Source organism: Megasphaera geminata F0357, assembly GCF_000239275.1.
GTDB classification, from domain to species: Bacteria; Bacillota; Negativicutes; order Veillonellales; family Megasphaeraceae; genus Megasphaera; species Megasphaera geminata.
In genome coordinates this window covers 15310-28917 of sequence record NZ_JH417603.1, presented here as the reverse complement: position 1 = coordinate 28917, position 13608 = coordinate 15310, and the positions used below count along the sequence as shown (strand labels likewise).

Sequence of the window (13608 nt, the reverse complement as noted above, 5' to 3'; positions counted from 1 at the left end):
ATGGATATCAAACAGAGTGTGTGGGTGTATATAGAAGCCGAGGACGGTAAGGTCAGCCGGCTCAGCCAGGAATTGCTCGGAAAAGGCAGGGAACTGGCCGACAGCAAAGCGAAAAAACTGGTTGCCTTTGTCCCTGCGGGCGGCGAAGAGATCGCCCGGGAGGCTGTCGGCTACGGCGCCGACGCGGCTGTAGTCCTTGATAATGCGGAACTGGCGGACTATGAATCTTCTCTGTATACAAAAGCCGCGACAGACGTCATTAAGAAATATGAACCGAATGTGCTGCTTATCGGGGCATCGTATAACGGCCGCGATTTGGGCGGCCGTCTTTCGGCCGCTATGAATTTGGGCCTTGTGGCGGATTGTATCAATTGCGCCTATGAAGGCGATGACGACTCGATCACCTGGATTCGGCCCGCTTTTACAGGCAAGGTATATGTTAAGATTCTGACGACGACGAGACCGCAGCTTGCCACGATCAGCGATAAAATATTCAGAGGCACTGAATTCGACGCGTCGAGAGCCGGTGAAATTATCCATGAAACGGCCGAGCTTCAAGGCGCGGCTGCAATGCAGAAACTGATCAGCTTCACGCCGATACCGGCTGAAGAACAGGAGCTGACCGTTGAAAATGCGGATATCGTAGTCGGTGCGGGCCGCGGTGTAGGCGATGAGGAAGGGTTTGCCAAGGTTGCGGCCTTTGCGAAATCGATCGGCGCCGCGTTGGGCGTTTCCAAACCGCTGGTAGATAACGGCTGGGCGACACATGACCGCCAGATCGGGATCACAGGCAAAAAAATTGCGCCGAAGATTTATATCGCTCTCGGTATTTCCGGCGCCATTCAGCATAAACTCGGCCTTGCGGAAGCCCCTATGATTATAGCGGTCAATACGGATCCGGAAGCGCCTATTTTTGAATTTGCGCACTACGGTATTGTCGGCGATCTTTTCGCGGCACTGCCTGAATTGGAAAAAGAGTTTTCCCGTTATAAACCCTGAGCAGTCATACAAAATGATAAAAACCGGTTCGGTCAACTGACCGAGCCGGTTTTTCCCGTTTATTTCGATTATTTTAAGTTGGACTGCGCTTTGCCGCTGACCGTGCCGTTTGTAAAGGTAAGCTGTACACTCGACTGATCATCGTTCATCCAAATGTAGACCTTGGCGCCCGTGCCCATCATTTCGGCTTCGCTTAAAAGATACCCTTCACGGTTTTTCAGTGTTTCTTTTGCCTGCTCATACGTCATGCCGGGCTGTATCTTGTCGAACTGGGCGAGTTTGATCGTTTCGCCGTTGGTTTTAAAGACGCTCGGGCTGACTATCGCCTTGGTGATCAACGCGCCGTTCTGGAAGAGGCCGGTTACGGCCGTGGAACCTTCTTTCCATTCGTATGTCTGTGTTTTCATGCCGGCAATCTCATTTTCCGTTGTCAGATTACCGTCACTGCCCAAGACTTTTTTGACATCCATCATACGATGCGCCCATGGGAATGGTCAGGAAATTTTCATATGCCTGCATTTCGGGGCTCTTCTGTTCCTGTTTCGCGCTGCCGCCGCCGTTATGGCCGGCCGTATTGCCGCAGCCCGCCATAAATGTGCAGGCCAAAAGGCCGGCCATAACGAGAACACTGATTTTTTTCTTATTCATCGGGATCACTCCTTCAATATATTTTAAGGCGAAAACCTTGAAAACAGGGGTATAAAGCAGAGTATGAACAGCTTAAAAACGGACGGCACCCTGCAAGGCAAGACGCCGTCCCGCTGGTGCGAGTGGAGGGACTTGAACCCTCACGTCGTAAGACGCCAGATCCTAAGTCTGGTGCGTCTGCCGTTCCGCCACACTCGCATGACCGTTTTTTATTGTAGCACGGTCATTTTACAGACGTCAATCCGGTCAGTCGATAATGAGTCCGACCGGGCAGTGGTCACTGCCTTCGACAGCTGTATAAATTTCGGCTTTTTTCAGACGGCCGTCAAGAGCCTTTGACGTAATGAAATAGTCGATAGTCAGCCCGCATTGTTTTGACGGGCTTTGAAACGATAGGACCACCATGAGTAAACGCCTTCTTTATGAGGATAAAAATAGCGCCATGTGTCAGTAAAACCGGCGTTTAACAGTTCCGTCATTTTGGCGCGCTCTTCGTCGGAAAAGCCGGCGTTCCTGCGATTCGATTTCGGATTTTTCAGATCGATCTCTGCGTGGGCCACATTGAGATCGCCGCAGAAGATAACGGGTTTTTTCGCGTTGAGGGCGAGCAGATAATTGCGGAAGTCGTCTTCCCAGCGCATGCGGTAATCAAGGCGGGCCAGTTCATTCTGGCTGTTGGGGGTATAACAGGTAAGGAAATAATAGTCGTTGAATTCGAGGGTAATGAGGCGGCCTTCGTGATCGTGTTCGTCAATACCCATGCCGTAAGCGGCGGACAGCGGTTTGATACGCGTAAACACAGCCGTGCCGCTGTACCCTTTTTTATCGGCATAATTCCAGTACTGTTCATAACCGCAGGCAGATCCATGCTGAGTTGTCCTTCTTGCAGTTTTGTTTCCTGCAGGCAGAAGACATCCGCGTCGAGTTCTTTAAATATTTCGGGGAACCCTTTTTTCATGACCGCCCGCAGGCCGTTGACGTTCCAAGAAATAAATTTCATTGCGGTTTTCCTTTCTTTAACAAGGTACGTGTAATTTGGTATAATAATATAGCTTTTTAAATTAATGATATGGCCGCTTATTGTAGTGTATATAAGATTAACGGCCTTGTCAAAAGGAAGGTGTGCGTGCAGTGTCCATTCATCAATTGGCCGGGCAGAAGGTGCGGCCGGCGGATTATCCCGACTTGGAAATGATAAAAAAGGCCTATGAAAAGATAGTTCCCGATCCCGATTCGGAAGAACAACGGGTTTCCTTCGGCACATCCGGACACAGGGGAAAGGCGGCCGACGGCAGCTTTACAGACGCTCATGTGGCGGCTATTGTGCAGGCGATCTGCACTCTCCGTGAACGGTTCGGCGCGACCGGCCCCGTTTTTGTCGGCGCGGATACGCATTATCTTTCCCAGTTGGCGTATCAAACGGTCCTGCAGGTTCTGGCGGCCAACGGGCTCACGGTTTGCATAGATTCCGAGCGCGACTTCGTGCCGACGCCGGCTTTATCGCGTGCCGTCATACGGTATAATGAAGGCCGGGCGGATAAATTGGCCGACGGCATCCTTATTACACCCTCCCATAATCCGCCCGACTACGGCGGGATCAAATACAATCCCGTTACGGGCGGGCCTGCCGGCGGGGTGATTACGAAAGCCGTTGAAGCGGAGGCCAACCGGCTTCTGACGGCGGGAAATAAGGGCGTACGCCGTTATGCCTGCGGTGATGAACATATCGATGCGGCCTGTGAACGGTACGACTATAAGGCGTTGTATGTGGACGAGCTGGATGAGGTCATCGATATGCGTGCCGTCAGTACGGGAAGGCTGGCTGTTCTGGTCAACGCCCTCGGCGGCGCCGGCATGAACTACTGGCACAAAATAGCTGAAAAATATGATATTTCCCTGGATTTTATCAATGACAGCTACGATCCGCAATTTACCTTTATGACTTATGACCATGACGGCAGGGTGCGCATGGACTGCTCCTCGCCGTATGTGATGGCCGGCGTCATGAAAAGCGGGTGCGCTTATGACCTTATCCTGGCGAATGATCCCGATTATGACCGCTTCGGAATCGTCTGCGGCCCCGACGGCATGCTTTTGCCCAATGCCTTTCTTACGGTAGCGGCCCATTATTTGGCTACGCATCGCGATTTTTCCGGCAAGGGTATCGGCAAAACCGTCGTAACGACGGAATTATTGCATAAAATCGCGGTAAAACTTAGTGTTCCCTGCTATGAAGTTCCGGTGGGATTTAAGTATTTTGTCGAGCTTTTGTCCGGGGGTGACGTGTTTTTTGCCGGCGAAGAGAGTGCGGGCGCGACGTGCATTAAAAAGGACGGCGCTCTTTGGACGACCGATAAGGACGGTATTGTCATGTGTCTTTTAGCCTGTGAAATAACGGCCGTTACGGGTAAAAGCCTGCCGGCGTATTATGCCGACCTTTGCAGGGATATAGGCCCGGCGTTTACGTCAAGAAGCGATACGCCGGCTACCAAAGAAGAAAAGGGCCGCATTGCCGCCGTAAGAGGAGCGGACATTAAAGACGTATCGCTTTGCGGTAAACCTGTCACGTCAAAATGCACGGAAACCTCTTATGGAAAGCTTGCCATAGGCGGCATCAAAGTGACCACCGACGACGGCTGGATTGCCGCCCGTCCGTCGGGAACCGAAGACCTGTACAAGCTGTACGGAGAAAGCTATATATCCACCGCGCATGCGGAACGGCTCCTGGAGGCGGGGCGGGAACTCATCGATAAGGCGATAAAAAACGCGGAGTAGGCGTCGGTCATAATGTTATAGTATTTTTCGGAATACCTGTGCTATAATGTCCATGGACGTACACGCTGCGTGTATCTGCCGGGAACGTACGGTTACCTTGTTTCCGGCTTAATAACTCGAACGGAAAGTAGGCGTATTCGGTGCTTGCGTATGTTGTGCCTTTCTTTATTGCGTTAATAGTTTCCTATGCGGTGACGCCGGGTGTAAAAAAACTGGCAATCAAAATCGGTGCCATTGATAAACCGGATGAACGTAAAGTGCATACTCATGTCATTCCGCGCTTGGGCGGATTGGCCATCTATATCGGTTTTATGGCGGCCGGTTTGTACTCCATGCCCGTGTTTCCGGAATTTTTCGGTTTCCTTTTAGGAGCCGCCGCCATTGTTCTGCTCGGTATCTGGGACGATATCCGCAATATTCCGGCCAGGGTGAAATTGGCCGGACAGATCATTGCCGCCGCGATCCCCGTAGCATACGGCGTGCAGATCGAGTGGGTAACGAACCCGTTCGGCACTATCCTGATCATCCCCGAATGGCTGGCCGTCCCTGTTACTGTTTTCTGGATTGTCGGTTTTACGAACACCGTTAATCTTATTGACGGCCTCGACGGCCTTGCAGCGGGTGTTTCCGTCATCGCGTCGATTTCCATGTTTTTCATGGCCGTCAGTATGAATCAATATCTGCCCGCCATGATCCTGGTTGCCATGTCCGGTGCGGCACTCGGCTTCCTGCAGTATAATTTTAATCCCGCCAAAATTTTTATGGGTGATACGGGCAGCATGCTACTCGGCTATACAATGGCCGTCGTCGCCGTTCTCGGACTAGTTAAAACGGCTGCGACAGTGGCTCTTATCGTACCTATTATCGCTTTAGGCGTGCCTATCATGGACACGCTGTTTGCCATCATCCGCCGTAAGATGAGCGGCGTGCCCGTATTCCAGCCCGATAAAGGCCATCTGCATCATCGCCTTCTGGCGCTCGGCATGACGCAGAAACAGGCCGTGCTCAGCATGTACATGGTCAGTGTTTTATTGGGGTTCGTCGCCGTTTTCGTTGCCAATGTGGGCTATAAGACGGGGATCGTAACGATAGTCGCCGTTTTAGCCGTCTGTATTTATTCGGCGCGCAGGATCGGGGTACTCCGCCGGTCCGATAATTGCAATACGACGAAAAAATAAAGGGGTTACCCGTCAGAGGAGGGCGCTTCCATGATTAAAGTAATGGCCGTGTTCGGTACGCGACCGGAAGCTATCAAGATGGCTCCCGTCGTTCTGGAGCTGAAAAAGCACACAGATTCCGTTCAGACTGTCGTGGCCGTAACGGCACAGCATCGTCAGATGCTGGACCAGGTACTGCATTTGTTTTGCATTGTTCCCGATTATGATTTGGACATTATGTCCCGGGGGCAGACTCTCTATGATATTACGGCGCGGGCCATGATGGGGCTCAAGGCCGTCCTGGAAAAAGAAAAACCCGATCTCGTCCTCGTACACGGCGATACGACGACGACCTTCGCCGGCGCGCTTGCCGCATATTACCAGCAGATCCCTGTCGGACATGTGGAAGCGGGACTGCGGACAGGCAATATATATTCGCCTTTTCCGGAAGAGATGAACCGTAAACTGACAGGTGCCGTGGCGGCTCTTCATTTTGCCCCGACGACGACGGCGAAGGAAAATCTTCTGCGTGAAGCAGTGAAGGAGACCGCCGTGTACGTGACCGGCAATACGGTTATTGACGCGCTGATGAAGACGGTCCGCCCGGATTACCGCTTTGACGATGAAGACTTGCGCAGTATAGATTTTGCGAAACGCCGTATCATTCTTCTGACGACGCACCGGCGGGAGAATCTCGGTGAGCCTATGCGTCATATATATAAAGCGCTGCGATCCATTGTCGGGGAGACGGAAGACGCGGAAATTGTTTTCCCCGTCCATCGCAATCCCCTTGTGCGGCAAGTCGTCAATGAGGAATTGGCGGGCGCTGATCGGATTCACCTCATTGAACCGCTTGATTACGAGCCCTTTGCCAATCTCATGAGCCGCAGTTATCTTGTCCTCACCGACTCCGGCGGCATTCAGGAGGAGGCTCCGTCATTAGGCAAACCGGTCCTTGTATTACGTAATACGACGGAACGGCCGGAAGCCGTAAAAGCGGGTACCGTAGCCCTCATAGGAACGGATAAGGATGCCGTTTACAATACGACGAAGACACTCCTCACCGATGCAGACGCCTATAATGCTATGAGCAACGCCGTTAACCCGTACGGGGACGGAAGGGCGGCGGAACGGATCGTGCGTGCCATCCTTCACGTTTTTGCCGGAAAAGGCGGCAGGCCGGATGAATTTATGTAAAAATATGGATTACTTATTTACGGATTTGTATAAAGACAGTAAGGAACGGCCCCGACAAGCCGTTCTTTTTTATATTTATTTAATTTGGGCGGCCGCTTATTTTATTGCAATTTCAATAGGGAAAGAGTAGAATAAAATCGTAGTATAATTTCCCGCAGACATGGGAAATAACAAGGGAAAAGCACCTTGTTCTGCTGCAATCGCCTGATAGGAGTTCGGGAAACTATGCGTGAAGGTAAGGATCAAAAAGACAGGACCCGGAACGGAAATAATACGATGACCGCGCTGCAGCTTGTTGCCGCGGCCGGATCGTTGGGGCTGACGCTTTTTGTGAATATCTTCGCCGGCGTCCTGATCGGCCGCTTTATAGACTCCTGTTTTGAAACCAATCCTTTCGGATTGATAGGGTTTTCCCTGTTAGGCGCCGTTACAGGGTTCTGGTCCCTTTACAGAAAGGCCGGAAATCTGGACGAAAAGATCAAGTAGTCGGGAAGAGAAAGGCACGCGATGGAAGAATTTGTTGCCTATGTAAAGCATACAATAGTTCGACTCCTCGTTATGGCTCTTGCCGGCACGGTTGTTATAGCCGTAAGCGGTTACAGCATATACCTGTCCGGATGGCTCATCGGCAATCTGGTTAACCTGCTTTACTTTATCATGCTCAGCAATCGCCTGGCGAAATCTTCAAAAATGGCTCCTGAACGAGCGCTCCTGTTCATTCGGGGAGGAGCAGCCGTTCGCCTGTTTTTTATCGCGCTGGTGCTGATTGTCGTACTGCAATTTCCGCAAATCAGAATTTTGCCGTTCGTGGCGGGCGTCATGATGTACAGGATACTGATTTTCGGAGAAACCCTTGTCAGTGCTTTACGACATACTAAGTAAGAAGGGAGGTGCAGCTTATGGAGTTACACGCGGGGCATCATACGGTTGTCCGGTTGTTAGGCCTGAATGTTAATCTTGATACGCTTATCATGGCTTGGATAGTAGCCGCGATTGTCATCGTCGTCACCCTTCTCGCCACGCGGGGGCGTTCCATGGTGCCGAGCGGATTGCAGAACGGTATGGAAATGATCGTAGAGGCCTTGCTGGACCAGTTCAAGGAGAATCTGGGGCCCAAATACGGTCAGGTTACGTCCGTCCTGTTGACGATGTTCCTGTTTATTTTCTTTGCCAATGAGTTCGGGTTATTACCGAATCCGGGCGTGCCTTTCTCTTCCCGACGAACGATTTGAATACAACTGTCGCTTTGGCGTTGGTCGCATCGTTTTTGACGCATGTGCTTTACATCCGCAATCAAGGCGCGGGCAATTATTTCAAACATTTCTTTCAGCCTTTCGCCCTGTTCTTACCCATTAACATTATGGAAGAATTTACAAAGCCGCTGACATTGTCTTTCCGTCTTTTCGGAAACATCCTGGCCGGTGAAATTCTGATGGAAGTCCTTTACGAACTGGTTCCGTTCGGAGTGCCGGTGATCTGGCTCGTGTTCAGCCTGGTTATCGGATTGATTCAGGCCTTTATTTTTACGATTTTGACAACGTCTTACCTGGCTCCGTCATTCCGCGGGTCACACTAACTTACACTGTTTTTATATTAGGAGGTTTTTACTTATGGAAAAGGCAATTGTTTTGGCAGTATCCGCATTCAGTGCTTGCTTTTGTATCGGTTTGGCCGCTTTGGGCGCGGCGCTCGCGGACGGCAACGCGGCATCTAAGATGCTGGAAGGTACGGCGCGTCAGCCGGAAATGGGCGGTAAACTTCTCACCAACATGTTGATTTCTATCGGCCTGATCGAATCTATCCCTATCATCGCGGCCGTTATCGCTATCGTTTTGGTATTTGCCAATCCGTTCATAAGCCTGCTCTAATTAGGAATAAGGAAGTAAACTTACGTTAACGGGGAGGGAATACTATTGATCAGTATAAACGGTACGTTGCTTTTCCAATTCCTCAACTTCTTTATTCTGGTTGCCGTTTTGGCAAAATTCGCGTATAAACCGATGTTGAAGGTTCTGGAAGAACGGAGAAATAAAATTTCGTCCGACTTAAACGGTGCAGAGCAATCGCGTCTGGCTGCGGAACGGCTGAAGGCCGATTATGAGAAACAGCTGCAGACGGCCCGGACGGAGGCGCAAGCCATTATAGACAAAGCTGTCAAACAGGCTGAAGCGGAAGGCCGGGTGCAGCTTGAAGCCATCCGTCAACAAATAGCCCGTGAAAAGGAAATGGCCCATGCCGAAATGGTCAGCGAGCGTGAAGCGGCCGTTCGTGAAATGAGAAAAGAAGTAGTTTCCCTGTCTCTGGCTGTGGCAGAAAAATTACTTGAAAAAAATATGAATACGGACATGAATTCCAAACTCATCAAAGAGTGTATGGAACGCATGGATGCGAAGCAGCTCGCCAGGTAGATACATATGATACCGGAATCCGTATACAGAAAATACAGCCAGGCCATGTTCGATATTGCCGGGAAGACGAATTCACTTGAAACGATGGTCAAGGATATGAAGACCGTTCGTGAAGTCCTTCGGGAAAATGAAGATCTTCGTAAATTCCTAAGCAATCCTCTCATAACCGACGGGGTCAAGAAAGAAACGCTCGAACAAATCTTTTCCGGCGCCGTTGCGCCTGTTGTCTGCCAATTTCTCTACGTTATGGTGGATCGCCGCAGAGAAGGGGCGATGACGGAAGCCGTCGATTGTTTCATTGATCTGGCCCGGGCCGCTCAAAATATCGAAGTGGCAAAGATACGTCTCATCAAGCCGTTGACGGCAGAAGAAGAACATACGCTTGTCGCTAAACTGGAAGAGCTGACAGGTAAAAAGATCGAACCGTTGTATTATATTGATCCGACTATTCTCGGTGGCGTGGTCATCCGTATCGGCGACCAAGTAATCGACGGCAGCCTGAAGCGACAAATCCGCAATATGGAACACTCCTTATTACAAGGCAGTGCAGCAAACGAGGTGACGGATTAGAAATGAATATTAAGCCTGAAGAAATTACGGCTATAATCAGAAAACAAATCGAAGACTACCATGTCGAAACGAATGTGGACGATGTTGGCACGGTCCTGGAAGTAGGGGACGGTATTGCCCATATTTACGGTTTGGATAAGGCCATGTCCGGGGAATTATTGGAATTGCCTCACGGTGTATATGGCTTAGCCTTAAACTTGGAAGAAGACAATGTCGGCGCCGTATTGCTCGGTGAAGACGATTTGATCAAAGAAGGCGATACGGTCCGTCGTACCGGCCGCGTTATGCGTGTGCCCGTCGGCGATGCCATGGTCGGCCGTGTCGTCAATCCTCTGGGTATACCGATTGACGGCAAGGGGGAAATACGTACGACAGAATCCCGCCTTATCGAAGTCAAAGCGCCGGGTATCGCCGACCGCCAGCCTGTAAAGGTGCCTTTGCAGACCGGTATTAAAGCTATCGACTCGATGGTCCCTATCGGCCGCGGCCAACGCGAGTTGATCATCGGGGACCGCGGTACCGGCAAAACGGCTATCGCCATCGATACGATCATCAATCAGAAAGACAGCGGCGTAATTTGCGTATATGTTGCCATCGGTCAGAAAGCGTCCACTGTGTCGCGCGTTGTCCGTATCCTGGAAGAACACGGCGCCATGGCATATACTATCGTTGTCGCCGCAACCGCTGCCGACGGTGCGCCGCTGCAGTACCTGGCCCCGTATGCAGGCGTTTCCATGGGTGAATATTTCATGGAACAGGGTAAAGATGTTCTTTGCGTGTACGATGACCTGTCCAAACACGCGCAGGCGTACCGCGCCATGTCCCTGCTCCTGCGCCGCCCGCCCGGACGCGAAGCGTACCCCGGCGACGTATTCTATTTACATTCCCGGCTGCTGGAACGCGCCGCCAAGCTTTCCGACGAATTGGGCGGCGGCTCCATTACGGCCCTGCCGATCATCGAAACGTTGGCAGGTGACGTTTCCGCCTATATCCCTACGAATGTAATTTCAATTACGGACGGACAGATTTTCCTGGAAACGGAATTATTCAACTCCGGCGTACGGCCGGCCATTAACGTCGGGCTTTCCGTATCCCGTGTCGGCGGCTCCGCGCAGATTAAAGCCATGAAAAAAATCGCCGGTACGCTGCGTCTGGATCTGGCTCAGTATCGCGAACTGGCCGCATTCGCCCAGTTCGGGTCCGACCTTGATAAGAACACGAAGGCCCAGATCGACCGCGGTGAACGGACGATGCGGATGCTCGTTCAGCCGCAATATCAGCCGATGCCCGTAGAGGATCAGGTCATGCAGATTTACCTGGCTGTCAAAGGGTTCCTGATGCCTGTAAAGGTAGAAGATATTTCTGAATTTGAAGATCAGTTCATCAAGTTCATGCATACAAACTATCCCGATGTGGGCAGCCGTATTAAGGAAACGAAGCAGCTCGGCGAAGAAGACGAAACTATCCTCAAAAAAGCGGTTGAAGAATTTATGAAGCTCTTCGGCGCTAAGCATGAACTCATTAAAGAGGAGGAATAGTCTATGCCGAGTGCACGCGAGATTAACAGGCGGATTAAATCCGTAACGAATACTCAACAGATCACGAAGGCCATGAAGATGGTGTCTTCCGTACGTCTGCGTCGTGCACAGGAGCGCGCCATGGCGACGGCGCCTTTTACGGATAAGATAGAAGGCATGCTGCACCGTCTGGCTGCTGCGGCGAGCAGCGAAGTCAGTCCTTTGTTTGAACAACGCGAAGTGAAACGGACATGCTATATTATCGTCGGTGCCGATAAAGGTTTGGCCGGCGCGTTCAACTCGAATAAAACAAAGCCATGGCCGCCGTTCTCATGGAAAAAGGAAAGTCCGGCACATGCTTTCTGGTGACGGGCCGCAAACCGCTTGAGTATTTGAAACGGCTTCATGTTACGCCTGAAGGAAGATGGAGCGGGTTCTCTGATAAACCTCAGTTTTATCATGCCCAAACCGTTATGAAAGAAGCGGTCAGACGCTTTGTTGACGGCGAAGTCGACGAAGTGCATGTCGTGTATACAAAATTCCGTTCTGCCCTGATGCAGGACGTAACTGTATCCAAACTGCTCCCTATTGACGCCGTAGCAGCCGATACGGAAGGGCCGAAGGAAGAATATATCTTTGCACCCGGCGGAGAACAGGTTCTGGCAGCGTTATTGCCGACCTATTTGGAATCATTCGTTTATAATGCGCTTTTGCAGTCCGCCGCCAGCGAGCTGGGCGCCCGTATGACGGCCATGAGAACGGCGACGGATAATGCCGGTGAACTGATTGAACGGCTGACCGTCCACTACAATAAAGTGCGCCAGGCGGGCATTACGAGTGAATTGACGGAAATTGTCAGCGGTGCGAATGCGTTGCAGTAGGATATTAGTCTAGAATAGAGAGGAGAACCTCTTCATGAGTGATAAATTTGGTAAAGTCATCCAGGTCATCGGCCCGGTAATTGACGTTCGGTTTTCTGTAGAAAAAGACTTGCCGCAGATTTATACCGCTATTCACGTCAGAGGCGGTGAAGGAGACCAGGCCGTAGATCTTATTGCGGAAGTCATGCAGCATTTGGGTGACGACGTAGTGCGCTGCGTTGCCATGAGTTCGACGGACGGCATGGTACGCGGTATGGAAGCTGAAAATACGGGCGCGCCCATTCGTGTTCCCGTCGGAAAGGGCGTGCTGGGACGTATTTTCAATGTTTTGGGTGAAACGGTGGATAAGGTTGACGAAAAGGTTGAAGCTGACGACTATTGGCCCATCCACCGTCCTACCCCGAAATTTGACGACCTGTCTCCGACCATGGAAATTTTGGAAACGGGCATTAAGGTCGTCGACCTCATTGCGCCGTACTCCAAGGGCGGTAAAATCGGTCTGTTCGGCGGCGCCGGCGTCGGCAAGACCGTACTTATTATGGAACTGATTCACAATGTCGCGACGGAACACGGCGGCTACTCCGTATTTACGGGCGTAGGGGAACGTACGCGCGAAGGCAATGACTTATGGAACGAAATGAAGGAATCCGGCGTTATCAGCAAAACCGCGCTGGTCTACGGACAGATGAACGAACCGCCCGGAGCCCGTATGCGTGTAGGCCTTACGGGACTTACCATGGCGGAATACTTCCGCGATGAGGAACATCAGGACGTGCTTCTTTTCATCGATAACATTTTCCGGTTCATACAGGCAGGCTCGGAAGTTTCCGCCCTGCTCGGCCGTATCCCGTCCGCCGTCGGCTATCAGCCGACCTTGGGTACGGACGTCGGTACGCTGCAGGAACGCATTACCTCGACGAAAAAGGGGTCCATCACTTCCGTACAGGCCGTGTACGTACCTGCCGACGACTTGACCGACCCGGCTCCGGCAGCTACCTTTGCTCATCTGGACGCAACGACGGTACTGTCCCGCCAGATCGCCGAACTCGGTATTTATCCCGCCGTTGACCCCCTGGATTCGACGTCACGTATTTTGGATCCGCATATCATCGGGGAAGACCACTACGAAGTGGCCCGTGAAGTACAGGCTATCCTGCAGAAATATAAAGATTTGCAGGATATCATCGCTATTCTCGGTATTGACGAGTTATCGGAAGATGATAAACTTACCGTTGCCCGTGCGCGTAAGGTACAGCGTTTCCTCAGCCAGCCCTTCGCCGTTGCGGAACAGTTCACGGGACAGGCAGGCCGTTATGTCCCGCTGAAAGAGACGATCGCGGGCTTTAAAGAAATTCTTTCCGGCAAGTGTGACGATATGCCGGAACAAGCTTTCTACATGGTAGGGAATCTTGAGGAAGCATACGAAAAGGCTAAGACTCTGAAAGGAGAATAGTCT

13 protein-coding genes, 1 tRNA gene and 3 pseudogenes are annotated in these 13608 nt (G+C 51.5%); 13 read left to right on the top strand and 4 right to left on the bottom strand.

The features are described 5' to 3' along the window. A complete protein-coding gene (locus HMPREF0080_RS06150; protein WP_006790471.1) occupies positions 1 to 999 on the top strand; it encodes an electron transfer flavoprotein subunit alpha/FixB family protein in 999 nt (332 codons plus the stop codon). 68 nt (positions 1000 to 1067) lie between these two features. Here HMPREF0080_RS06150 and HMPREF0080_RS09205 read toward each other — a convergent pair whose 3' ends face one another. The 4 genes and pseudogenes from HMPREF0080_RS09205 to HMPREF0080_RS06130 all read right to left on the bottom strand — a co-directional run bounded on the left by HMPREF0080_RS09205 (position 1068) and on the right by HMPREF0080_RS06130 (position 2647). Then, positions 1068 to 1472 (bottom strand): DUF3862 domain-containing protein, encoded by a 405-nt coding sequence (locus HMPREF0080_RS09205; RefSeq protein ID WP_071777898.1) that lies wholly within the window; start codon positions 1470 to 1472, stop codon positions 1068 to 1070. Next, positions 1441 to 1647: a hypothetical protein gene (locus HMPREF0080_RS06140; protein ID WP_006790469.1), complete on the bottom strand. Its 207-nt coding sequence runs from the start codon at positions 1645 to 1647 to the stop codon at positions 1441 to 1443. Before HMPREF0080_RS06140 ends, HMPREF0080_RS09205 begins: the two co-directional genes overlap by 32 nt. A 114-nt stretch (positions 1648 to 1761) precedes the next feature. Next, positions 1762 to 1845 (bottom strand) — tRNA-Leu (locus HMPREF0080_RS06135). Positions 1846 to 1893: 48 nt separating this feature from the next. Continuing rightward, a pseudogene (locus tag HMPREF0080_RS06130) lies at positions 1894 to 2647 on the bottom strand (exodeoxyribonuclease III). Between the two features lie 131 nt (positions 2648 to 2778). Between HMPREF0080_RS06130 and HMPREF0080_RS06125 the strand changes: the two are divergent. The 12 genes and pseudogenes from HMPREF0080_RS06125 (at position 2779) to atpD (ending at position 13605) form a co-directional block, all read left to right on the top strand. Next, a complete protein-coding gene (locus tag HMPREF0080_RS06125; RefSeq protein ID WP_006790465.1) occupies positions 2779 to 4422 on the top strand; it encodes a phosphohexomutase domain-containing protein in 1644 nt (547 codons plus the stop codon). A gap of 140 nt (positions 4423 to 4562) precedes the next feature. Next, positions 4563 to 5600, top strand: coding sequence for an MraY family glycosyltransferase (locus tag HMPREF0080_RS06120; RefSeq protein ID WP_006790464.1), 1038 nt, complete (start codon positions 4563 to 4565; stop codon positions 5598 to 5600). Positions 5601 to 5630: 30 nt separating this feature from the next. Beyond that, positions 5631 to 6776 carry a non-hydrolyzing UDP-N-acetylglucosamine 2-epimerase gene (wecB, locus tag HMPREF0080_RS06115; protein ID WP_006790463.1) on the top strand — a complete coding sequence of 382 codons (1146 nt, stop codon included), beginning with the start codon at positions 5631 to 5633 and terminating at the stop codon, positions 6774 to 6776. Between the two features lie 225 nt (positions 6777 to 7001). Then, positions 7002 to 7262, top strand: coding sequence for an AtpZ/AtpI family protein (locus HMPREF0080_RS06110; RefSeq protein WP_006790461.1), 261 nt, complete (start codon positions 7002 to 7004; stop codon positions 7260 to 7262). Between the two features lie 21 nt (positions 7263 to 7283). Continuing rightward, positions 7284 to 7658, top strand: coding sequence for an ATP synthase subunit I (locus tag HMPREF0080_RS06105; protein WP_006790460.1), 375 nt, complete (start codon positions 7284 to 7286; stop codon positions 7656 to 7658). A gap of 17 nt (positions 7659 to 7675) precedes the next feature. Continuing rightward, a pseudogene (atpB, locus tag HMPREF0080_RS06100) lies at positions 7676 to 8352 on the top strand (F0F1 ATP synthase subunit A). A gap of 34 nt (positions 8353 to 8386) precedes the next feature. Then, entirely contained in the window at positions 8387 to 8644 is a 258-nt protein-coding gene (gene atpE, locus HMPREF0080_RS06095) for a F0F1 ATP synthase subunit C (RefSeq protein WP_006790457.1), read from the top strand. A 45-nt stretch (positions 8645 to 8689) separates the two neighbouring features. Further along, a complete protein-coding gene (gene atpF, locus HMPREF0080_RS06090) occupies positions 8690 to 9184 on the top strand; it encodes a F0F1 ATP synthase subunit B (protein ID WP_006790456.1) in 495 nt (164 codons plus the stop codon). Positions 9185 to 9190: 6 nt separating this feature from the next. Beyond that, on the top strand, positions 9191 to 9754 hold the full coding sequence (gene atpH, locus HMPREF0080_RS06085) for an ATP synthase F1 subunit delta (RefSeq protein WP_006790455.1): 564 nt from the start codon (positions 9191 to 9193) through the stop codon (positions 9752 to 9754). A 2-nt stretch (positions 9755 to 9756) separates the two neighbouring features. Further along, entirely contained in the window at positions 9757 to 11292 is a 1536-nt protein-coding gene (atpA, locus tag HMPREF0080_RS06080; RefSeq protein ID WP_006790454.1) for a F0F1 ATP synthase subunit alpha, read from the top strand. Positions 11293 to 11295: 3 nt separating this feature from the next. Beyond that, a pseudogene (atpG, locus tag HMPREF0080_RS11715) lies at positions 11296 to 12152 on the top strand (ATP synthase F1 subunit gamma). A gap of 34 nt (positions 12153 to 12186) precedes the next feature. Next, complete coding sequence (atpD, locus tag HMPREF0080_RS06070) at positions 12187 to 13605, top strand: F0F1 ATP synthase subunit beta (protein ID WP_006790451.1); 1419 nt, start codon at positions 12187 to 12189, stop codon at positions 13603 to 13605. Positions 13606 to 13608: the final 3 nt, after the last annotated feature.